This window comes from Paenibacillus sp. FSL H7-0357 (genome assembly GCF_000758525.1).
GTDB lineage: Bacteria > Bacillota > Bacilli > Paenibacillales > Paenibacillaceae > Paenibacillus_AQ.
In genome coordinates, this window is record NZ_CP009241.1 from 13,683 (window position 1) to 34,377 (window position 20,695).

Consider the following 20,695-nt stretch of genomic DNA (forward strand, 5'->3'; position numbering starts at 1 on the left):
CAGGTTTAGGCCTGTTACTCACTCGTTGGTCAGTTTTGAGAGTTTAAGCTCTCAAGTAACACCTTGATCCTTGAAAACTGGATACCGAAACGAATTTGCGTTTTAGAACATTCCTTTAAGCTGAACTTGTGTAAACAAGTTTGTATTATAGCGATGCTAGCGATTTTCCTTCTGGAAAAACGCATTGGTTAAGCTAATAAGAGCACACGGAGGATGCCTAGGCGCCAGGAGCCGACGAAGGACGTGGCGAACAACGAAACTGCCTCGGGGAGCTGTAAGCAAGCTTTGATCCGGGGGTGTCCGAATGGGGAAACCCAGCTGTGGTAATTCGCAGTTACTTCTCTCTGAATACATAGGGGAGATAGAGGCAGACCAGGGGAACTGAAACATCTAAGTACCCTGAGGAAGAGAAAACAATAGTGATTCCGTCAGTAGCGGCGAGCGAACGCGGAACAGCCTAAACCAAGGGGCTTGCCTCTTGGGGTTGTGGGACGTCTCACATGGAGTTACAAAGGAATATGGTAGGTGAAGAGGTCTGGAAAGGCCCGCGATAGAGGTAAAAGCCCTGTAGCCTAAACTGTGTTCTCTCCGAGACGGATCCCGAGTAGTGCGGGGCACGTGAAACCCCGTATGAATCCAGCAGGACCATCTGCTAAGGCTAAATACTACCTGGCGACCGATAGTGAAACAGTACCGTGAGGGAAAGGTGAAAAGCACCCCGGAAGGGGAGTGAAATAGAACCTGAAACCGTGTGCTTACAAAAAGTCAGAGCCCTATTAATGGGTGATGGCGTGCCTTTTGTAGAATGAACCGGCGAGTTACGTTTAACATGCAAGGTTAAGGTGAGAAGCCGGAGCCGCAGCGAAAGCGAGTCTGAATAGGGCGACTTAAGTATGTGGACGTAGACCCGAAACCGTGTGATCTACCCCTGTCCAGGGTGAAGGTGCGGTAACACGCACTGGAGGCCCGAACCCACGTATGTTGAAAAATGCGGGGATGAGGTGGGGGTAGCGGAGAAATTCCAATCGAACTCGGAGATAGCTGGTTCTCCCCGAAATAGCTTTAGGGCTAGCCTCGGTGAATGGAGTGGTGGAGGTAGAGCACTGATTGGGTGCGGGGCCCGCAAGGGTTACCAAGCTCAGTCAAACTCCGAATGCCATTAACTTCTTGCCGGGAGTCAGACAGTGAGTGCTAAGATCCATTGTCAAAAGGGAAACAGCCCAGACCATCAGCTAAGGTCCCCAAGTGTGTGTTAAGTGGGAAAGGATGTGGAGTTGCACAGACAACCAGGATGTTGGCTTAGAAGCAGCCACCATTGAAAGAGTGCGTAATAGCTCACTGGTCGAGTGACTCTGCGCCGAAAATGTAACGGGGCTAAACACACCACCGAAGCTATGGCTAGATGCTTTGCATCTGGGGTAGGGGAGCGTTGTATGCAGGTTGAAGGTGTACCGTAAGGAGCGCTGGACAGCATACAAGTGAGAATGCCGGTATGAGTAACGAAAAGATCAGTGAGAATCTGATCCGCCGAAAGCCCAAGGTTTCCTGAGGAAGGCTCGTCCGCTCAGGGTAAGTCGGGACCTAAGGCGAGGCCGAAAGGCGTAGTCGAAGGACAACAGTTTGAAATTACTGTACCACCGTAATCCGCTATGAGCGATGGGGTGACGCAGGAGGGTAGTGACGCGGACTGATGGATGTCCGTCTAAGCAGTGAGGCTGGTGTGTAGGCAAATCCGCACACCGTTAAGGCTGGGCTGTGATGGGGAGCGAAAATTATAGTAGCGAAGGTCATGATCTCACACTGCCAAGAAAAGCCTCTAGCCAGGAGAAGGTGCCCGTACCGCAAACCGACACAGGTAGGCGAGAAGAGAATTCTAAGGCGCGCGGAAGAACTCTCGTTAAGGAACTCGGCAAAATGACCCCGTAACTTCGGGAGAAGGGGTGCCTCGGTAGGGTGAATAGCCCGAGGGGGCCGCAGTGAAAAGGCCCAAGCGACTGTTTAGCAAAAACACAGGTCTGTGCGAAGCCGCAAGGCGAAGTATACGGGCTGACGCCTGCCCGGTGCTGGAAGGTTAAGGGGAGCGGTTAGGAGCAATCCGAAGCTGTGAACCGAAGCCCCAGTAAACGGCGGCCGTAACTATAACGGTCCTAAGGTAGCGAAATTCCTTGTCAGGTAAATTCTGACCCGCACGAATGGCGTAACGACTTGGGCGCTGTCTCAACGAGAGATCCGGTGAAATTTTAATACCTGTGAAGATGCAGGTTACCCGCGACAAGACGGAAAGACCCCATGGAGCTTTACTGCAGCTTGATATTGAATTTGGGTACGATCTGTACAGGATAGGTGGGAGCCGTAGAGGCAGGAGCGCAAGCTTCTGCGGAGGCGCCGTTGGGATACCACCCTGATCGTATCTAGGTTCTAACCTGGTACCCTAATCGGGTACGGGGACCGTGTCAGGCGGGCAGTTTGACTGGGGCGGTCGCCTCCTAAAGAGTAACGGAGGCGTTCAAAGGTTCCCTCAGAATGGTTGGAAATCATTCGAAGAGTGCAAAGGCATAAGGGAGCTTGACTGCGAGACCAACAAGTCGAGCAGGGACGAAAGTCGGACTTAGTGATCCGGTGGTACCGCATGGAAGGGCCATCGCTCAACGGATAAAAGCTACCCTGGGGATAACAGGCTTATCTCCCCCAAGAGTCCACATCGACGGGGAGGTTTGGCACCTCGATGTCGGCTCATCGCATCCTGGGGCTGAAGTAGGTCCCAAGGGTTGGGCTGTTCGCCCATTAAAGCGGTACGCGAGCTGGGTTCAGAACGTCGTGAGACAGTTCGGTCCCTATCTGTCGTGGGCGCAGGAAATTTGAGAGGAGCTGTCCTTAGTACGAGAGGACCGGGATGGACGTACCGCTGGTGCATCAGTTGTTCCGCCAGGAGCATGGCTGAGTAGCTACGTACGGACGGGATAAGCGCTGAAAGCATCTAAGCGTGAAGCCCCCCTCAAGATGAGATTTCCCAATTAGTAAGACCCCTTGAAGACGACGAGGTAGATAGGTTGGAGGTGGAAGTGCAGCAATGCATGGAGCTGACCAATACTAATCGGTCGAGGGCTTATCCAACTAGTAAAGACGCAGATTCGTTTCGGATTCAGTTTTCAGGAATTAAGGTTCCTGAAGCACTTACGCTGTAAATGCCCGTTTGGTGGCGATAGCGGAGGGGTTCCACGCGTACCCATCCCGAACACGACCGTTAAGCCCTCCAGCGCCGATGGTACTTGGACCGAAGGGTCCTGGGAGAGTAGGACGCCGCCAAGCACACAAAGCCATTGTTGAGTTTCTCAACAGTGGCTTTTTTGTTATTTAGAGTGTAAGAGATAGGTATAGAGGAGTATAAATTTATAAAACGCTTACAATGGAGTGACATTTTTGTTACCGACGCCACAGCAGATCAAAGTATAATAGAAAAGTGCAAATATTAAGAAGAACCTTAATACGAATGAACTACTGATAAATTCTAAATTTGAATTTTCTTGCGTCTTTAGATGCATGGTAGAGGTAAGGAGGATTTAAGGTATGAAGCGAACCCGGCCCTTGTGGATATTATTTATTGTTTCTATAGTTTGTGTAATGCTGGTTGGTTGTGGTACGAAAGAGCCTGCCTGGGATGCTTTTGAGGGTGCACTTAACGAAAAGAGCTTTCCGGTACCTAAGGATGCCAGCTCTCCTGATCGGACCACTACCAATGTCGCTATGGATTATGTTCGTTATTCATTGCCCGGACTTAAAGAAAAGGATGGCGTAGCAGAGCCTTATTTGGAAGCCATCCAGGCTTGGGGATGGGAAGAACAACAGGATGATGACTCCGGAAGCTCGCGAGTTTTTGAGAAGGATGGACTCACAGTTCACCTAACGATCCATGATGACTATTTCATTGTGATGATTCCGAAGGAGAAGAAAACATAGTTAAAGAGCTGGAGAGTAAATAAATAACCGCCGTCTATTAGGACGGCGGTTATTTATTGTAGGGTGAGCATTTCATCGCTGTATGTATGTAGCTTATTGATTACTGAGAGTAATAAGAAACATCAGTGGATGTGAACTTAAGCATACCATTTTTCTCTTCACGATTTAGTCTCAGCAGCGTATAAAGACGGGGGAAGAGCACCCATAGATGACAGATGATCAAGGATACTGTAAATGCCGGCGGAGACCATACAATAAACAGTGCGGCGATGCACAGGCCGATCCAGAAGTTATGCATCTGCACTTTACGGAAGATGCCATAACTGATGTATTGATCAGGCATATAACCAAGCCATGGCAGGCGAAAGGATAATCTCCACCGCTTGGCGATGGGATGCCCGGTAATGACCAGAACTGACCGCGAGATTACATATTGAATCCATATCACAACTGGTGCGGCAATAATCATGAACAGGATACTCCACCAGGAAAGGAACACTGTTTCCAGCACTACGAAAAAGAGGGGGAGCGCAATATATATCCGCAGCTTAACAGGCGTGAGATTAATCTTTTTGATAAGCTTGTATTGATAGAATGTGGCTGCGCCTTTGGTGTTAGGTTCCATAAAGAAAGGTTTGACCTCCTCACTTAGTTCTCATGTTACTAATATCGGCGAATGACAGCAATTTATTAAACTTCAGCATCAGGTTCACCTTTAGACAAATGACGGAATATATATATTATAAGCCTTGAAGGATAGGAAAAAACTATGAAAAGGTTTAAAATGATAGAAGGTGTAACATACTGTTCTTAAAAGAGTCAAGGTGGGATGGTAATGGAACAGCAACCCGGACAGCCCTGCATCATTTGCGGACAAGTGAAAGAGGAAGGTATTGTGATTGTCTCGCATTTCATTTGTGAGGATTGTGAGAGTGAAATGGTGCATACAGAGGCGGAAGATGCCAAATACCGTTTTTTTATTGGACGGATGAAGAAGATCGGATTGCAGAAGAACGCTTGAGCAGAACACAGGTATGGAATGAAGATGGGGTAAAAAGAGCAGGCGGTGGTTATGTGTCGCGTTGGCTGCATATGAAGGCTTCAATATAACGGCTTCCCCGTCTTAAAGGGCGGGAGGAGCCGTTTTGTTGTTGTGAAGAGGCTTTTGTGCAGAATAATAGGCGTTTGCACATATTTGCGTTAAAATAGAAGGTAACCCCCAGGGAAGGAATAGATTATGAACAATTTACAGCCTGGCAGGGCACCTGTATACGAAATGTTGGAACAATATAGAGTAAAGGGTAATATATCTTATCATGTGCCGGGCCATAAGAATGGTGAGGCTTATAGCGGATTCGGGGGCGCAGGATATCTAAATGAGATCATGAAATACGATGTCACAGAGATTTCCGGAACAGATGACCTTCATCATCCTGAAGGGGTGATTAAGGAAGCACAGGAGCTGGCAGCGGATTGTTTTGGGGCGGAAGAGAGTTTTTTTCTCGTTGGCGGCAGCACTGCCGGTAATCTTGCCCTCATCCTGACGGTATGCCCCCAGCCGGGAATGATCATGATTCTGCAGCGCAATGTGCATAAATCGGTCATTCATGGACTAATGCTGGCGGGTGTCCAGGCAGTTTTTCTGGAGCCGCTGCTGGATACGGACAGCGGCCTTGCGGTCGCTCCTGCGGCTGAGACGGTGCAGGCTGCCTTGGCAGCCTACCCGGAAGCCGCAGCTGTGCTGGTCACCATGCCGAATTACTACGGCATGGGCAGCGACCTGGCGCCCCTCGCGCAGATCTGTCACGACAGCGGTGTTCCGCTGCTGGTTGACGAGGCGCATGGGGCGCATTACGGACAGCACCCCGCGCTGCCGGCCGGGGCGCTAATGTGCGGCGCGGACGGCGTAGTGCAGTCCACGCATAAGATGCTGCCGACGCTCACCATGGGCGCCATGCTGCATGTGCAGGGCCTGCGGCTTGACCGCACCCTGCTTAGGCAGCGGCTCGCGATGGTGCAGAGCTCCAGCCCATCCTACCCCGTGATGGCTTCGCTCGATCTGGCCCGGCGGCTGGTGCACAGCCAGCGCGCCGCTGCTTTCACGGCGGGGCTCGCCGCCGTAGACGTCCTGCGTCGCGGCCTGGCGCAGCTGCCGCGTTATGGGCTGCTGCAGCCAGCGGTGCCGCTGCAGCCTTCCGGCGGCGCAGGCGCAGCCGCCGGCACGGGAACGCCGCCGCATAGCGGGGCGGCGTACAGCATGCAGGACCCTTTTAAGGCCGTCATTTATGACGTCGCCGGGGTCCTGGGGGGCTTCGAGCTGCAGCGCAGGCTCGAGGAGAAGGGCATCGTGCCGGAGATGAGCGATGCCCGGCACGTAGTGCTGGCCTTCAGCCTCGGCTCGAAGGCTGAAGATGCCGCAGCGCTGCTGAGCGCGCTGCAGGAGATTGATGCGGACATGCCATGCCCGGTGCCGCAGGCATCTGGGGCTGATGCTGGTCCGGCATCAGCGGTGTCCAAGGCTGCTGCGGAGCAAGCACCCGCAGCAGCCTTGGCTGACAGCCAGGCAGAGGGAAGCAAATCTCCTCACAGCAATAATTCCACGTGGAACAATTTCACCACGTCTCTGATTTCAGATCCGGTTCCGTTCTCTTTACGGCCGGTGCTTGAAAGTGAAACAGAAAGTATCCGCTTGGAATATAGTATAGGAAGAGTGGCGGCAGAGATGGTTATTCCTTATCCGCCGGGCATTCCACTGCTCTATCCGGGCGAAGCAATAACCGAAGCCATATGCAACCGGCTGAGTGGTCTCAGTAAAGGCGGAGCCAAATTTCAGGCCTGCGCTGATCCGGTCTTACAGCATATCAAGGTATACAACATTCAGAAGGGCGGAGAAGTATAAGTGGCACGAGAAGGTTTCTTCATTACTTTGGAGGGAGGCGATGGCTCGGGAAAAACAACAGTACTGGGCCGGGTGGCGGCATATTTGCAGAATCACTCCATGCCCTACAGGATTACGCGTGAACCCGGGGGGATTGAAATCGCCGAGAAGATCCGATCCATTATTCTGGATCCCGCCCATACTGCTATGGATGCCCGGACGGAAGCGCTGCTGTATGCAGCGGCAAGAAGCCAGCATTTGGCTGAAGTAGTTGAGCCTGCACTCAAGGACGGAATTACCGTACTCTGTGACCGGTTTGTAGACAGCAGTCTCGTGTATCAGGGTTATGCGAGAGGACTTGGCATTGAAGAGGTCTGGAGCATTAACCGCTTTGCCATTGGCAGCCGGATGCCGGATCTAACCTTCTATCTGGATGTGGACCCGGAGGTGGGGCTGTCACGGATTGCTGCCAATCAGGAACGGGAAGTGAACCGCCTTGATTTGGAAAACCTGGCTTTTCACCAAAAGGTTCGTGAAGGGTATCAGCTCGTTATTGCCTCAGATCCTCAGCGGATTGTTGTCCTTGATGCCAATCGTCCGATTCATATGGTTGAACAGGATATCGTTCGTACGCTGAAGGAGCGCATTTTAAAGGATTTTTAAGGCGCTTTGTCTAATATTACTTAGGTGTGAACTTTTCACATCACCTTTGGAGAGGTAACACTCCAATGTATCGCCTACAAAACTTTTAGGAGGGAACGAAGATGAATTTAATCATCGCAATTATCCAGGATAAAGACAGTAACCGGTTGTCCAGTGAGCTGGTCAAGGCAAACTTCCGTGCAACCAAGCTGGCCAGTACAGGCGGATTTCTGCGCGCAGGGAATACCACATTTATGATTGGTGTAGACGATACTCAGGTAGATGCTGTACTTAGTGTTATCCGCAATAGCTGCAAAGTGCGTGAGCAGCTTGTTACTCCGGTAACTCCTATGAGCGGTACGACGGATTCATATTTACCACTTCCTGTAGAGGTACAGGTAGGCGGAGCAACAGTATTCGTGCTTCCTGTTGATCGTTTTGAGCATTATTGAGCATAATACCGGTGCAATCCCATGATAAGGACGGTAGATATCTTTGAAAATCAATCCGGGCTACAGGCCCCTAAAAAGCGAGCTGCCGACTAACGAAGAAGGTAGAAGGCCCATTCAGCAAAAATCATTCACTGATGTATTCCATCAGCAGGGTGAGCAGAAAACGATAGATGAGCTTAACCGCCAGATTAAAGATATCCAGCAGCAGGGCGATCGGTTATCCAAATCCATGACGGTCCGCGAGCTGGCGATTTACCGCAATATGATCAAAAAGTTTCTGGAGGAGACTGCGCGCCGCGGAGTCATTCTGAAGGATACGAAGGGCTGGGACCGTCGCGGCAGGAGTAAAAGGTATAAACTGCTGGAGGAGATCGATGCCGCGCTGCTGAACTTGGCGGATGACTTGCTGGAAAGTGAGCATGGCCGTATTGATCTGCTGGGACGGGTTGGAGAGATCCGCGGAATGCTGATTAATCTTGCTTTTTAAAAGAGTTGGAGGAATTTATGCCTTTTCATGATATATTAGGCCAGGAGGATGCCAAACGCCTGCTGCAAAATGCATTGCGCAAAGAAGCGGTCAGTCATGCCTATCTGTTCACCGGACCTTCCGGGAGCGGACAAATGAAGACAGCGCTGATGTTCGCACAAGCCATATTTTGCACCGCGCTCAAGGACGATGCCTGTGGGGAATGCCTGGAATGCCGCAAGGTTGAGCATGGCAACCATCCGGATTTAACCCTGCTGAAGCCCGAAGGGGCGAGCCTTAAGATCGATCAGATCCGTGAGCTGCAGCGTGTTTTTTCTTACCGCTCGGAAGGAATTAACCCGAAGGTTTATATTATAGAAGGAGCGGATAAAATGACGGTGCAAGCCGCCAACAGTCTGCTCAAATTTTTGGAGGAGCCACCTGCTCCGGCAGTAGGCATTTTAATCTCCGACAATAGCAGTTCCCTGCTTCCAACGATCCAGTCAAGGACTCAGCGTATTCCGTTTAGTCCGCTGCATCCGGATATTATGCTCCAGGCGTTATCCGGCGAGGGGGTTCCCGTGCCGCTAGCCCGGTGTGCAGTGTCGCTGACTTCAGGTCTTGATGGCTGCAGGGAACTTTTGGCACAGAATTGGTTTGCAGAAATGAGAAATCTAGTGTTACAATTAGCTAAGGAGTCTTTGGGCAAAGGCAGCACTGCGGTAGCAACCGTAGGGCAGAAGCTGTTCAAGGCCGGGCTCGGTGAACATTTGGATATTCTTTTCAGCATGTTCCACCTTTGGTTTAAAGATATGCTTTACTTCCTGTACCGAAGACACGAAAGCATCGTTTTCATAGATCAGTTAGACTTTATTTCCAGACATGCCCGTCAGCGGAGTACGGAACAATGGGTGGCTTATATGGAATTCGCGGCGGAGAGCAAGCGGAGGCTCCGGTCCAATGCCAATGCCCAACTGTGTCTGGAGCAGTTCTTAATCCGACTGGAAAGTTAAAGGGTTAGTTATGATATATCCTCTATATGTCGCTTCAGCCTGGAAGTATGGGTTTAACGGATAAGGAAGGACAAGCATGGATCATCAGAGAGCGGACTTGCTTAAGGGTTCCTTTACCGGCAAACAAGGGGGTTAATTTTTGTACAGCGTAGTAGGTGTCCGCTTCAAAAAAGCGGGTAAAATATATTATTTTGATCCGCTTGATTTCCCGATTGAACGCGATCAATGCGTTATTGTTGAGACGGCAAGAGGGGTCGAATACGGTAGAGTTGTCGTTGGCAAAAAAGAGGTGCAGGAAGCGGATGTTGTATTGCCTCTCAAGAAGGTCATGCGTATTGCCGGAGAAACCGACGCACGTGTGGTTGAAGAGAACAAAGGTGCAGCCAAGGACGCTTTTACCACCTGTTTAAATAAAATTCGCGATCATGGCCTCAAAATGAAGCTTGTGGATGTGGAATTCACGTTTGACCGCAATAAGATTATTTTTTATTTCACTGCCGAGGGCCGCGTCGATTTCCGCGAATTGGTCAAGGACCTGGCAAGTATTTTCCGTACCCGGATCGAGCTGCGGCAGATTGGTGTGCGTGATGAGGCTAAGATGCTGGGTGGTCTGGGGCCTTGCGGACGAGTATTGTGCTGCTCCTCCTGGCTTGGAGATTTCGAGCCGGTGTCGATCAAGATGGCTAAGGATCAGAACCTTTCGCTTAATCCGACAAAGATCTCGGGTTTGTGCGGACGGCTGATGTGTTGCCTGAAGTTTGAGCATGATAATTATGAAAGTACGAAGGAAGAAATGCCGGCGGTAGGCAAGATTGTCGTAACCTCACTCGGTGACGGCAAGGTGGTAGGAATTAATGCCGGAACCCGCACGGTTCATGTACAGCTGTTTGAAGTGGGCAAAGTTAAGGAACTTCCAATGGATGATGTTGTCGTCAAGTAAACCATATAAGGTTACTTTCGGGGTGGAAACTTGGAGAAGATAAATATATTTGCACACATGCAGGAGATGGAAGCGCAGATGGAAAGCATGCGCGCAAGTCTCGGAGATTGGAAACAGACGGTTAAGGAACTGATGGAAACCAATCAAAGGCTTAGTCTGGAGAATGAACAGCTCCGCAAAATATTGAAGAGGGACGCACCTTTGGACCCTGCCGTTGATACTGCGGAGGCGGAAGCTCTTTTGGCCGCCAGAGAGGGAACAGAAGAGGTAGTTGGGGAAGGTTATGACAATCTGGCCCGGCTGTATCATGAAGGCTTTCACATCTGCAATGTCTATTTCGGCCATTTGCGCACAGAAGGTGATTGTCTGTTCTGTCTTTCTTTTCTTAATAAATGAGGATATCCAGCCGTAGGAGATTTACGCCTACGGTTTTTTTTGAATTTAAGGGCGCAAACTGATGAAAGCGGGCATAGGTTCAGGAAAAACTAAGCGTATGCTTCCGAAGCGAGTTTTGTTTCGCAGGATTTCATTGAAGTGTATGCTCAACAAAACTTTTAGGAGATTACAATGACGAATTTTTCTAACGAAATACCTGTTCCTTTACTGCCAACGGAGCGGGTGGATGATTTATTGACTCATGATCTGCGGATTATTCAGAGTGATGAAGTGTTCAGCTTCTCGATGGATGCCGTACTGCTGGCCCGGTTTGCGGGTATGCCGCCACGCGGCAGAGTACTTGATCTTTGTACTGGCAATGGAGTTATTCCGATACTGCTCACTACACGAACCAAAGCTTCTATAGAAGGTATTGAAATTCAGCCGCGTTTGGCGGATATGGCCCGCCGTAGTGTAGCCTTAAACGGCCTGCAGGAGCGGATCAAGATACATGAAGGGGATTTGCGTGAACTGCATAATGAGGCTGGATACGGTGTATACGATGCGATTACCGTTAATCCGCCGTACATGCCGCTTAACGGAAGCGACCTCAAGCTGAATACACATCAGGCGATGGCCCGCCATGAGCTTGGCTGCACGCTGGAAGAGGTGATTCAGGCATGCGTAAGACTGGTCCGCACCGGAGGCAAGGTAAGTATGGTACACAAGCCACAGCGTCTGGTGGATATTATCAGCCTGATGAGACAAAACAGACTGGAGCCGAAGCTGATTCGTTTCGTGCATCCAAGAGCGCATTTGGAAGCCAATATGGTATTGATTGAAGCTGCACGCGATGGAAAGCCTGAGGTGCGTTTACAACCGCCGCTGATCGTATATAATGAGGACAATCAATACTGTCCGGAAATTATGGATATTTATTATGGAAACAAAGAGGGTAAATGATGACTATAACGTGCCAAAGCAGCTTTCAAAATAACAATGATGGAATTAAACCGCCAGGATGCGGTTGTCTTTATCTGGTCGCTACGCCAATCGGCAATCTGGAGGATATGACTTACCGTGCGGTCCGCACTTTAAAAGAATGTGATATTATTGCCGCCGAGGATACAAGACAGACACGTAAGTTACTGAGCCATTTTGAAATTACGCCTTCCATGCTGTTCAGCTATCATGAGCATAATAAGGCTGCCAGTGGACCGGAACTGATCCGCTATATAATAGAAGGTAAAAATTTGGCGCTTGTCAGCGACGCCGGTCTGCCGGCGATTTCCGACCCTGGAGCAGATCTTGTAGCACTGGCCGTCAGCCACCATATTCCGGTCATTCCGATCCCCGGAGCTAACGCGGCTTTGTCAGCTTTGATCGCCTCCGGCTTGCCGACCACAAGCTTTACCTTTGTCGGGTTCCTGCCCAGGGAGCGTAAGGATATCCGTAGTGTATTATCCGCTGTTCGTTCTGTGCAGGGGACTTTGCTGTTCTATGAATCTCCGCACCGGGTAGCCAAAACCTTGGTTCATCTGCAGGAGGCGTTCGGCAACCGCCGGGTAGTGCTGGCCCGTGAACTGACAAAACGTTATGAGGAGTTTCTGCGCGGAACGATTGAGGAATGTTCTGCTTGGCTGGCCGAACATCCGCCGCTTGGCGAATATGTAATCGTGGTTGAAGGGGAAAGCAAAGAAGAGGCTGAGATTGCTGAATCCTCCTGGTGGCGTGAGCTCAGCATTGAGCTGCATGTCGCTCACTATGAAAACGCAGGAATGGCACGGAAGGAAGCTATGAAAAAAGCCGCCGCAGACCGTGGCTTGGCCAAACGCGATATTTACAATGCATTGTTGGACAGGGAGTAAAGGGCATTTATCTTCGTAAAGCGATTTCCGTAGGGAGAGCAGGCAAAAGCAGAAAAAGCAGCTCACCAGCCAGCAACCAGTAACCGCTAAAGTCACTGGCCCGTGCCACCGTAAAGCGATTCCCGGAGGGAGAGCGGGCAAAAGCAGAAAAAGCTACTCACCAGCCAGTAACCGGCAACCGCTAAAGTCACTGGCCCGTGCCACCGTAAAGCGATTCCCGCAGGGAGAGCGGGCAAAAGCAAAAAAAGCAGCTCACCAGCCAGCAACCAGCAAGCGCTAAAGTCACTGGCCCGCACCACCGTGAAGCGATTCCCGTAGGGAGAGCGGGCAAAAGCAAAAAAAGCAGCTCATCAGCCAGCAACCAGTAACCGCTAAAGTCACTGGCCCGTGCTACCGTAAAGCGATTCCCGTAGGGAGAGCGGGCAAAAGCAGAAAAAGCTACTCACCAGCCAGCAGCCAGCAAGCGCTAAAGTCACTGGGCCCGCACCACCGTGAAGCGATTCCCGCAGGGAGAGCGGGCAAAAGCAAAAAAAGCAGCTCATCAGCCAGCAACCAGCAAGCGCTAAAGTCACTGGCCCGTGCCACCGTAAAGCGATTCCCGCAGGGAGAGCGGCTTTATCGCCCAAACGGTGCATGGGAGCGCCTTCGCGCAGCCGCCATAGGCGCACGGCCTATGGCGAAATCCCTCGCATGGCAAGGCCCTGAGGGCGTGCCCGAAAGAGGGCCGGTCCACCGTCACAGTTACTCCTTTACGCGCGGCCACAAATTAGACAAGCTTCCGGGTGTCCAGAGGGCCGGGGCCCTTGGGGCCCTCCCTGTAGGGAGGGTTTGGGAGGGTAAAAAAGCATAAAAAATACCTCCCGCATCAACGGGAGGCCAAGGAGATATAAAAAGGTTAGAATTAACAATTTGATTAGTTCCTATTATAACCTATTTGTTCTAGTTTGTCACAGGGGTAGGGATAGCAGAAATGCATTCATGACAAACAATTTTTCCTTTGAAATAGGTTACATTCTCAGCATTGCCGCAGAAAATGCAAGCTGGCTCGTATTTTTTAAGCATGATCCGCTCACCGTCCACGTAAATTTCGAGCGCATCTTTTTCTCCAATGCCCAGTGTACGGCGCAATTCGATCGGAATAACAACCCGTCCAAGCTCATCTACTTTTCTTACAATTCCTGTTGATTTCATCATTACAATCGTTGCTCCTCTCAATGTTCAAAAGCGTCATTATTCGACATTGTTCACCGTTTTATGATATTTATAATACCAACCATTCCCAAAACAGTCAACCTTTTTTGAGGCTAATTTTAAGGAATTTTTAAATAAAACTTTTATATCGCCTACATTACACATAAATTCATACAAATGCAGATAAAATTAAATTGTCGATTTGTAAAACGTTAAAATGACACAATTCGACAAAGTGCGACATAATTCATTATTATACTACCTATTACCTCTTATTTCTAATTATATTATTCGAAGGAGTTGAACACATGAAGCAACCGCTGACAGAAGAGAAGGTTTTCAAAGATCCGGTTCATAACTATATTCACGTGCAGGACACAATTATCTGGCGATTGATCAACACTAAGGAATTTCAGCGTCTGCGGCGTATCCGTCAGCTTGGCACCTCCTATCTAACCTTTCATGGTGCAGAGCATAGCCGATTTTCACATTCCCTTGGTGTCTACGAAATTACACGCCGTATCATTTCGCAGTTCGAGCGAAGCGGGTATAAGGATTGGATGCCGGACGAGAGCCTGCTCACTCTATGTGCAGCGCTGCTGCATGATTTGGGGCATGGCCCGTTCTCCCATTCTATAGAAGAAGCCTTTGAAATGAACCATGAAGACTGGACCTGCCGGATCATTCTGGAGGACACGGAGATCACCGCAATTCTGCGGGATGTGGCAGAGGATTTTCCCGGCAAGGTAGCTTCGGTAATCTCCAAAACTTATGAGCATGAAATTGTAGTCAACTTGGTTTCCGGCCCTCTGGATGCTGACCGCATGGATTATCTGCTCCGCGATGCATACTATACGGGAGTAAACTATGGGACGATCGATATTGACAGGATCCTAAGAATGCTGCGCCCATACCATGGAAGGGTAGTGGTTAAGGAATCAGGGATGCACGCCATCGAGGATTACTTAATGTCGCGCTATCAAATGTACTGGCAGGTATATTTTCACCCGGTCACACGCAGTTCCGAAATCATTTTGCGGCAAATTTTCCGCAGAGCCAAAGAGCTGTACCAGAGCGGTTATGAATTCCGGTTCATGATTGATCCTTTAGGTGATTTGTTCCGCGGAGAGGTTACGGTGGAACAATATCTGCTGCTGGACGAAGCTATGATCCAGACCGCCTTCATGCAGTGGACTTTGGAGAAGGATGAATTGTTAAGCGACTTGTGCAGCCGGTTTATTCATCGTAAACTGTATAAATATGTAGAGATGGAGAACCTTGATTCCGAGACGATTGACGAAATACGCCGCAGCTTTGCCGTGGCAGGGCTAGATGCCGATTATGATCTGGAAATTGATTTTCCGACAGATTTGCCCTATGATGTGTTTCGTCCGGGACAAGGCTTTGACAGCAAGCAAATTCTGCTGCTTGACCGCCATGACAAACTGAGGGAGATCTCTGAAGTTTCAGATATCGTACGCTCCATCAGCGGAATTCACCGCGGCCGTTATCACCTGTATTTTCCACAGGATAAGCTGCAGAAAGCCCTTCCATTTCTGCCTTCTTCTATCGCAGAAATCTTTGCAAAGTAATCCAAAAATACTTGGAATTCATCATAGAAATTATGACAGAAAAGGGGATGTAACATGCAATTGTTCGACACGCACACCCATCTGGATGCTCCACAATTCGACGAGGACCGCGAAAAGGTAATCGCCAATGCGCTCGAGGCAGGAGTTACCAAAATGATTAATATTGGCTTTAACAGGGAAACAATCCCAACAACCATGAAGCTTGCTGAAACCTATGATTATATCTATGCAGCCGTCGGCTGGCATCCGCAGGATGCCATAGACATGAGGGACGGGGATCTCGAGTGGATTGCCTCACTGTGCAGTCATAAAAAAGTAGTTGCCATCGGAGAAATTGGGTTGGATTACTACTGGGATACCTCTCCTAAAGAGGTACAGCATGAAGTGTTCCGCAAACAAATCGGACTGGCCCGTGAACTGAAAATGCCGATTTGCATTCATAACCGTGATGCTCATGAAGATGTGGTGCGGATTCTTCGTGAAGAGAAGGCTGATGAAATAGGCGGAGTGATGCACTCCTTCTCCGGCAGCTGGGAAATAGCCAAAATGTGCCTGGATTTAGGCTTTCACCTATCCTTCGGCGGCCCGATTACATTCAAGAACGCCAGAGTGCCAAAAGAGGTGCTGGCCCAGACTCCGCTGGACCGATTGCTGATTGAAACGGACTCGCCTTATTTGACACCGCACCCTTTCCGGGGCAAGCGAAATGAGAGCGCACATGTGAGATTAGTAGCAGAGGCTGCCGCGGAAATAAAAGGGATTGATTTACAGGAATTGGCGGAAATTACGTATGCGAACGCACTGGAACGATTTGGGATTGTCTGAAATCGGGAGTAAAAGCGGTGAAAAATGAAGTATAGCCGATATATTAAACTTTTTTAATTTAAAAACGGCTGAATATTACAATATTTTAATCATTTTTTTGCGTAAACGTGGTTGAATCGTCCTTTACAACATGCATCAAAACAGGATATCATCTTTTCAGTGCAGTGAGCTGTTGTTACTGTGACAGTCACTGAATCATGGATCGTCTCGCTGAGTCTCCGTATGGAGAACGGGGGAACCAATAATGCCTGCCGCATGTCCGTACATAGAGTACAACACAGAAATGCCGCAGAATTTATTTGATTTCTTCACGTGGTCTTTGGGGTGAATTTGAGGGCAACCGCCGTGAGCGGGTGACCTAAGATAGGGCGTCTCTCTTATGCCCGAACCCGACAGCTAACCCCGTAAGCGCAAGTAAGAGAGGAAACCTCGTGCATAAACATTCCCGCGTATTCTGACATCCGGAGAAGCCACGAAAGAGTCCTCTGTGAACTCTTTTTTGGGCTTTTTTTGTTTTGAATAATGCGAATGTTCCCAGCATACTGTTATATAACAGGTATCTGGAGTAATTATGCCGGGCAGGCGATCCATGAGCAGGAAACGCTGAAGCAATGCGGGCGTATCCTGTTGCAATCTCAAACCTAGTTTCGTCAGCAATCATACAGTCACCTTGATATACAACTTGACGACGGGGCTATGTAAGGAGGATGGAGAGAGTGGGCGTATTCCAACCAGAAGTATCCCATGATTCGCAATCATCCAGCAGGTCTTTCGCATTACGGTGGAAGCAAGTGAATCCTCGCTTACTTTCGCTTGCAGGTGCGGTATCAATCGTTATCGCGCTGCTCATTCTGCTGTACGTACACGGTCAGAGCAAGAAAGAGATATTTTTAGTTATAGACGGGAAAGCACAGACGCTGGAAACGCGCGAAGCGCTGCTCAGTGATGTGCTGGCTAAGGAACAAATTTCGCTGCAGCCGCATGATGAATTATCTATTGGCCTTAGTGATGAGATACAGGACGGCGACCGTGTCGTGATCAATCGTGCGCAGAAGTTTAGTCTCACTGCGGATGGAGCAACAAAAACGCTGTACACCACCGAAGACACTATCGGTGACGCCATTAGCAAACTGGGTTTAAGCCTGGAGAGCAGTGACAAGATATACCCTTCGCTTGACACCACAGTATCGGCCGGCATGGAAATTAAAATTGTCCGCATCAACAAGCAGATTGTGGAGCGGAAGCAAAATTTGCCATTCCAGGTCATTAAGACCTCAGATCCTTCCCTGACCAAGGGGACCGTAAAAGTGGCACAGTTAGGCGCACCAGGCGTCATGGTCCAGCATATCGAGAAGGTCTACCAAGATGGAGAACTGGTCTCTATGCGCATGATTGGCAAGGAAGTACAGACGGTTACCAAACATAAAATTGTTTATGTTGGTACGAAGCCCCTGCCAAAGCCCGTTGTAGCTGCTGTGACAACTTCCAAAAAAAGTACGGCATCCAAAACAACCAAAGTTTCCGCAAAAAGCAGTAACGTCGTGCACAAGGCAGGCGTAGATTTCCAATACAAGAAGATGATCAAAAATGTGTCGATGACAGCCTATTCTTCAGAAGAACCAGGCATTGGGACCCGCACGGCTTCTGGCACACGTGTAACAGAAGGCCGGACAATAGCTGTGGACCCGAATGTAATTCCTATCGGCTGGTGGGTGTACATTGAGGGATTAGGGTTTCGCCGAGCAGAGGATACCGGCGGTGCCATCAAAGGCAACAAGTTAGATGTTTATTACGATTCACTGAGCCATGCCCGTAATTTCGGCCGCAAGTCCCGGACTATTTATGTGATCGGTCCAGTGAAGCCGGAGCTGAATTAACGTGGTCCGCTTTTGCAAATTAATGGTTTATAAGCTATAGTGAGTGTAGCACTGACAGAACGGGCTACCGCTCATCACTTATACATTCTTTAGCCAAAAAGAAGGGGAGCGAATCCTCTTCTTTTTGTGTTTTACAGGAAGGAGCAACGTGTATGATTAAGGAATTAATTGTGGTGGAAGGCAAGAGTGATACGGTTGCCGTCAAGCGGGCGGTGGAGGCCGATACGATAGAGACTGGCGGTTCAGCGGTAGACCGCAAGGTTATCGCCAAGATAGCGCTGGCAATGGAACGCAGAGGCGTGATCATCCTTACGGATCCCGATCATGCCGGCGAACGCATCCGCAAGATTGTTTCCTCCAAGGTGCCAGGCTGCAAGCATGCATTCATCCCGGAGAAGGATGCTACACGCAAAGGGGATATCGGTGTTGAGAATGCATCACCGGAAGCGATCCGTCATGCGCTGCAGCATGTACATACCTCCTTTGAAGGAGCCCCTGCCCTAATTGGGCTGGAGGATCTTATGGCGGCGGGCATGCTGGTGCATTCGCGAGCGGCTGAGCGCAGGATGGCGCTGGGCAACCTGCTTGGCATCGGGTATTGTAACGGCAAACAGCTATACAAGCGGCTGGCTATGTTTGGCATCACGCGGGAAGAATTCTCCGGAGCTCTCGCACAAATTGATCAGGGAGGCATTACTTCATGAGTGGCAATAACAAGATCTCATCGCCAGTACGGACCAAAGAAATTATTCAGCGCTACGGTTTTTCGTTCAAAAAAAGTCTGGGACAGAACTTTCTGATCGACCAGAATATCCTTGATAAAATAGTGGACGCAGCAGAATTAACTGACTCTGCGGGCGCCCTGGAGATTGGCCCGGGTATCGGAGCGCTTACTGAACGGCTGGCCATGGCTGCGGGTGCGGTGACTGCTGTAGAGATCGACCGCAGACTGATTCCGATTCTGCGGGATGTATTGTCTCCGTACCCGCATGTCAAAATCCGCAATGATGATGTGCTGAAGGTAAACCTGCAGGAACTGTTCACAGAGGATTTTGCAACCGTCGACAAAGTAAGTGTGGTTGCCAACCTGCCGTATTATGTGACAACCCCCATACTGATGAAACTGCTGGAGGAGAAACTTCCGCTGGATAATATCGTGGTAATGATCCAGAAGGAGGTTGCTGAGCGTATGGCGGCTTCTCCGGGCGGCAAAGAATATGGAAGCCTCAGCATAGCCGTGCAGTACTACAGTGAGCCTGAGCTGGTCTGTATTGTGCCGCGTACGGTCTTCATCCCGCAGCCGAATGTGGAATCTGCTGTAATCCGGCTGAAGGTCAGAGAACGTCCTCCAGTTGATGTGGCTGATGAGAAGCATTTCTTTGAAGTGGTCCAGGCTTCCTTCACCCAGCGGCGCAAGACAATAGCGAACAATCTCAAGGCCCGCTTCTTCCCGGGAGAAGGCCGTGAGCGCCTGGAGGCGCTGCTGGCTGAGGCTGGCATAGAACCAACCCGCCGCGGGGAGACGCTGAGTATTGCGGAGTACGCCCGGCTTAGCGCTGTGCTGCTGGCGGCAGGAATCGCCTAGAGTATGCAGCGTGAAACATCGCGCTTTATCTTTTGAAAATGCGGCTGTTTAAGAACCAACCATGACCTTTGCCCATACGATGGGGGTAGAGGTGGTGTTGTCATGAATTTAGGAGACTTGGTCGTTCGCAAATCTTATGGTGGAGATGTAACTTTCCGGGTGGAGAACATCGTGCAGAGTGGAGCCGTAATCAAAGGCACAGAATTCCGCCTGTTGGCGGATGCTCCCCTGGACGACTTGGTTCAAGTGCCGCCTACCCGTATTACAGAACGGGGACAGCAGGCACAGATCAAAGCGAAGGAATCATTGACAAGGTTGCGTAAGGACCGTCAGGAACAGAGCCAGCGCAGCGGAGAGACTGTTGCGGGAGGCTGGCCGCAATCCCCCAAGGAGGCGGCTTATTTCGAGGTGCCGGGCAAAGTGCTGCATTTGGACGGCGATGCGCTTTATTTGAACAAAAGTCTTAGCTTGTATGAACAGCTGCGGATTCCCGCAGAAGGACATCATGTTCATGAGTCCAAAATGGCAGAGACGTTATACCGGCTTCTGCCCCGTGTGCGTCCGGATATCGTAGTTATTACTGGCCACGACGGGGTGCTGAAACAGCCGCATACTTATGATCTCTACAGTCTCAGCAGCTACAAAAATTCGCAGAACTTTGTGGCAGCTATTGGGGTTGCAAGGGAATATGAACGGAATTTTGATGCCCTGACCATTGTGGCAGGAGCCTGCCAGTCGCATTTTGAGGCACTGCTGGGGGCGGGGGCCAATTTTGCCAGTTCGCCGGGGAGAATCCTGATTCATGCGCTGGATCCCGTCTATATAGCGGCCAAAGCTTCTTTTACCTCGATCCGTGACACTGTGAGTCTAGGCGATGTACTGAATCATACCATCAGCGGCAACCAGGGAATGGGCGGGATAGAGACACGCGGCAGCTTCCGGATCGGAATGCCTCGCCTGCAGAATCTTTCCGCGCTGAAAGTCACCCCGTCGGCGATATAGTATCGTGGCCCCGGAAAGGCCGTGCGCAATAA

The 20,695-nt window shown here is 50.1% G+C and carries 19 protein-coding genes, 2 rRNA genes and 1 riboswitch; of the genes, 19 read left to right on the plus strand and 2 right to left on the minus strand.

All coding sequences use genetic code 11. The annotated features are described in order from the left end of the window. Positions 1-186: 186 nt before the first annotated feature. From H70357_RS00055 to H70357_RS00065, 3 genes are all read left to right on the plus strand, one after another. Positions 187-3,114 (plus strand): 23S ribosomal RNA (locus H70357_RS00055). Between the two features lie 78 nt (positions 3,115-3,192). Beyond that, positions 3,193-3,309, plus strand: a 5S ribosomal RNA gene (gene rrf / locus H70357_RS00060). 258 nt (positions 3,310-3,567) lie between these two features. Continuing rightward, positions 3,568-3,957, plus strand: a complete 390-nt coding sequence (locus H70357_RS00065) for a hypothetical protein (RefSeq protein ID WP_038584309.1) — start codon at positions 3,568-3,570, stop codon at positions 3,955-3,957. A 100-nt stretch (positions 3,958-4,057) separates the two neighbouring features. Here the strand turns inward: H70357_RS00065 and H70357_RS00070 are convergent, their stop codons facing one another. Then, positions 4,058-4,582, minus strand: a complete 525-nt coding sequence (locus tag H70357_RS00070) for a hypothetical protein (protein ID WP_038584312.1) — start codon at positions 4,580-4,582, stop codon at positions 4,058-4,060. 210 nt (positions 4,583-4,792) lie between these two features. Between H70357_RS00070 and H70357_RS00075 the strand changes: the two genes are divergently transcribed. The 10 genes from H70357_RS00075 to rsmI all read left to right on the plus strand — a co-directional run bounded on the left by H70357_RS00075 (position 4,793) and on the right by rsmI (position 12,591). Continuing rightward, positions 4,793-4,978 carry a sigma factor G inhibitor Gin gene (locus H70357_RS00075; protein ID WP_038584317.1) on the plus strand — a complete coding sequence of 62 codons (186 nt, stop codon included), beginning with the start codon at positions 4,793-4,795 and terminating at the stop codon, positions 4,976-4,978. Positions 4,979-5,194: 216 nt separating this feature from the next. Beyond that, positions 5,195-6,856 (plus strand): aminotransferase class I/II-fold pyridoxal phosphate-dependent enzyme, encoded by a 1,662-nt coding sequence (locus H70357_RS00080; protein WP_038584320.1) that lies wholly within the window; start codon positions 5,195-5,197, stop codon positions 6,854-6,856. Continuing rightward, the gene (tmk, locus tag H70357_RS00085; RefSeq protein WP_038584324.1) at positions 6,857-7,498 is read left to right on the plus strand and encodes a dTMP kinase; all 642 of its coding nucleotides are present in this window, start codon (positions 6,857-6,859) and stop codon (positions 7,496-7,498) included. It begins immediately after the preceding gene. A 101-nt stretch (positions 7,499-7,599) separates the two neighbouring features. Continuing rightward, positions 7,600-7,929 (plus strand): cyclic di-AMP receptor DarA, encoded by a 330-nt coding sequence (locus H70357_RS00090; RefSeq protein ID WP_038584327.1) that lies wholly within the window; start codon positions 7,600-7,602, stop codon positions 7,927-7,929. Between the two features lie 43 nt (positions 7,930-7,972). Then, complete coding sequence (locus tag H70357_RS00095) at positions 7,973-8,416, plus strand: YaaR family protein (protein ID WP_038584331.1); 444 nt, start codon at positions 7,973-7,975, stop codon at positions 8,414-8,416. A 17-nt stretch (positions 8,417-8,433) separates the two neighbouring features. Further along, entirely contained in the window at positions 8,434-9,408 is a 975-nt protein-coding gene (gene holB / locus H70357_RS00100; protein ID WP_038584334.1) for a DNA polymerase III subunit delta', read from the plus strand. A gap of 139 nt (positions 9,409-9,547) precedes the next feature. Next, a complete protein-coding gene (locus tag H70357_RS00105) occupies positions 9,548-10,348 on the plus strand; it encodes a PSP1 domain-containing protein (RefSeq protein ID WP_038584336.1) in 801 nt (266 codons plus the stop codon). A gap of 30 nt (positions 10,349-10,378) precedes the next feature. Then, positions 10,379-10,744 (plus strand): initiation-control protein YabA, encoded by a 366-nt coding sequence (locus H70357_RS00110; RefSeq protein ID WP_038584339.1) that lies wholly within the window; start codon positions 10,379-10,381, stop codon positions 10,742-10,744. 171 nt (positions 10,745-10,915) lie between these two features. After that, entirely contained in the window at positions 10,916-11,686 is a 771-nt protein-coding gene (locus tag H70357_RS00115) for a tRNA1(Val) (adenine(37)-N6)-methyltransferase (RefSeq protein ID WP_038584342.1), read from the plus strand. Next, on the plus strand, positions 11,686-12,591 hold the full coding sequence (rsmI, locus tag H70357_RS00120; protein WP_038584344.1) for a 16S rRNA (cytidine(1402)-2'-O)-methyltransferase: 906 nt from the start codon (positions 11,686-11,688) through the stop codon (positions 12,589-12,591). Before H70357_RS00115 ends, rsmI begins: the two co-directional genes overlap by 1 nt. A 939-nt stretch (positions 12,592-13,530) precedes the next feature. Here the strand turns inward: rsmI and H70357_RS00125 are convergent. Then, complete coding sequence (locus tag H70357_RS00125) at positions 13,531-13,785, minus strand: AbrB/MazE/SpoVT family DNA-binding domain-containing protein (RefSeq protein ID WP_019914502.1); 255 nt, start codon at positions 13,783-13,785, stop codon at positions 13,531-13,533. Positions 13,786-14,090: 305 nt separating this feature from the next. On the opposite strand from H70357_RS00125, the gene H70357_RS00130 reads away from it, so the two are divergent. The 6 genes from H70357_RS00130 to yabG all read left to right on the plus strand — a co-directional run bounded on the left by H70357_RS00130 (position 14,091) and on the right by yabG (position 20,663). Further along, positions 14,091-15,374, plus strand: a complete 1,284-nt coding sequence (locus H70357_RS00130; protein WP_038584347.1) for an HD domain-containing protein — start codon at positions 14,091-14,093, stop codon at positions 15,372-15,374. 54 nt (positions 15,375-15,428) lie between these two features. Beyond that, positions 15,429-16,199 (plus strand): TatD family hydrolase, encoded by a 771-nt coding sequence (locus tag H70357_RS00135; protein WP_038584350.1) that lies wholly within the window; start codon positions 15,429-15,431, stop codon positions 16,197-16,199. A gap of 198 nt (positions 16,200-16,397) precedes the next feature. Further along, positions 16,398-16,625, plus strand: a riboswitch (cyclic di-AMP (ydaO/yuaA leader). Between the two features lie 290 nt (positions 16,626-16,915). Beyond that, the gene (locus H70357_RS00140; protein WP_038584352.1) at positions 16,916-18,076 is read left to right on the plus strand and encodes a resuscitation-promoting factor; all 1,161 of its coding nucleotides are present in this window, start codon (positions 16,916-16,918) and stop codon (positions 18,074-18,076) included. A 152-nt stretch (positions 18,077-18,228) separates the two neighbouring features. Continuing rightward, on the plus strand, positions 18,229-18,780 hold the full coding sequence (rnmV, locus tag H70357_RS00145) for a ribonuclease M5 (protein ID WP_038584355.1): 552 nt from the start codon (positions 18,229-18,231) through the stop codon (positions 18,778-18,780). Further along, a complete protein-coding gene (gene rsmA, locus H70357_RS00150; protein WP_038584358.1) occupies positions 18,777-19,661 on the plus strand; it encodes a 16S rRNA (adenine(1518)-N(6)/adenine(1519)-N(6))-dimethyltransferase RsmA in 885 nt (294 codons plus the stop codon). The genes rnmV and rsmA overlap by 4 nt, the downstream gene beginning before the upstream one ends. A gap of 102 nt (positions 19,662-19,763) precedes the next feature. Continuing rightward, positions 19,764-20,663: a sporulation peptidase YabG gene (gene yabG, locus H70357_RS00155; RefSeq protein WP_038584361.1), complete on the plus strand. Its 900-nt coding sequence runs from the start codon at positions 19,764-19,766 to the stop codon at positions 20,661-20,663. Positions 20,664-20,695: the final 32 nt, after the last annotated feature.

Coding starts and splice junctions, on each gene's coding strand:
- H70357_RS00115 (WP_038584342.1), top strand. CDS start 10,916: ATGACGAATTTTTCTAACGAAATACCTGTTCCTTTACTGCCAACGGAG.
- H70357_RS00130 (WP_038584347.1), top strand. CDS start 14,091: ATGAAGCAACCGCTGACAGAAGAGAAGGTTTTCAAAGATCCGGTTCAT.
- H70357_RS00070 (WP_038584312.1), bottom strand. CDS start 4,582: ATGGAACCTAACACCAAAGGCGCAGCCACATTCTATCAATACAAGCTT.
- rsmA (WP_038584358.1), top strand. CDS start 18,777: ATGAGTGGCAATAACAAGATCTCATCGCCAGTACGGACCAAAGAAATT.
- H70357_RS00125 (WP_019914502.1), bottom strand. CDS start 13,785: ATGATGAAATCAACAGGAATTGTAAGAAAAGTAGATGAGCTTGGACGG.
- H70357_RS00090 (WP_038584327.1), top strand. CDS start 7,600: ATGAATTTAATCATCGCAATTATCCAGGATAAAGACAGTAACCGGTTG.
- H70357_RS00075 (WP_038584317.1), top strand. CDS start 4,793: ATGGAACAGCAACCCGGACAGCCCTGCATCATTTGCGGACAAGTGAAA.
- holB (WP_038584334.1), top strand. CDS start 8,434: ATGCCTTTTCATGATATATTAGGCCAGGAGGATGCCAAACGCCTGCTG.
- H70357_RS00080 (WP_038584320.1), top strand. CDS start 5,195: ATGAACAATTTACAGCCTGGCAGGGCACCTGTATACGAAATGTTGGAA.
- H70357_RS00065 (WP_038584309.1), top strand. CDS start 3,568: ATGAAGCGAACCCGGCCCTTGTGGATATTATTTATTGTTTCTATAGTT.
- rnmV (WP_038584355.1), top strand. CDS start 18,229: ATGATTAAGGAATTAATTGTGGTGGAAGGCAAGAGTGATACGGTTGCC.
- H70357_RS00135 (WP_038584350.1), top strand. CDS start 15,429: ATGCAATTGTTCGACACGCACACCCATCTGGATGCTCCACAATTCGAC.
- rsmI (WP_038584344.1), top strand. CDS start 11,686: ATGACTATAACGTGCCAAAGCAGCTTTCAAAATAACAATGATGGAATT.
- yabG (WP_038584361.1), top strand. CDS start 19,764: ATGAATTTAGGAGACTTGGTCGTTCGCAAATCTTATGGTGGAGATGTA.